1 rRNA gene is annotated in these 685 nt (G+C 50.1%); it reads right to left on the bottom strand.

The window, feature by feature from the left end:
• Window positions 1–380, bottom strand: a 16S ribosomal RNA gene (locus tag JK211_RS16800); the annotation flags it as partial.
• Window positions 381–685 lie beyond the last annotated feature (305 nt).

The raw sequence follows: 685 nt of genomic DNA on the forward strand, positions 1-685 counted from the left end.
CGCCCATTGTGCAATATTCCCCACTGCTGCCTCCCGTAGGAGTCTGGACCGTGTCTCAGTTCCAGTGTGGCTGGTCATCCTCTCAGACCAGCTAGGGATCGTCGCCTAGGTGAGCCATTACCCCACCTACTAGCTAATCCCATCTGGGCACATCCGATGGTGCGAGGCCCGAAGGTCCCCCGCTTTGGTCTTGCGACATTATGCGGTATTAGCTACCGTTTCCAGTAGTTATCCCCCTCCATCAGGCAGTTTCCCAGACATTACTCACCCGTCCGCCACTCGTCACCCAGGGAGCAAGCTCCCCTGTGCTACCGTTCGACTTGCATGTGTTAGGCCTGCCGCCAGCGTTCAATCTGAGCCATGATCAAACTCTTCAATTTAAAGTTTGATTTGCTTAAAACATGTTTAAGCGATGCTCAAGTGTAAAACACTCATAATGAATTTCATTATGTGTTCACTCTTAAGACTTGATATTTTTTACGTCCGGAGACGTTTGATATCAATCCTGCGAGTGCCCACACAGATTGTCTGATAAATTGTTAAAGAGCGTTGCAGTTCAACCGTTTAGGTTGTCACTGCGAGGTGGCGTATATTACGCTTTTCACCTCAGGAGTCAACCACTATTTCGTGATTTTTTCTCCGGACCGAATCGCTTCAGTCCCTGTCACGCCGCTGCGCATCGCGC

Source organism: Tatumella sp. JGM130 (genome assembly GCF_018257525.1).
Lineage (GTDB): Bacteria > Pseudomonadota > Gammaproteobacteria > Enterobacterales > Enterobacteriaceae > Tatumella > Tatumella punctata.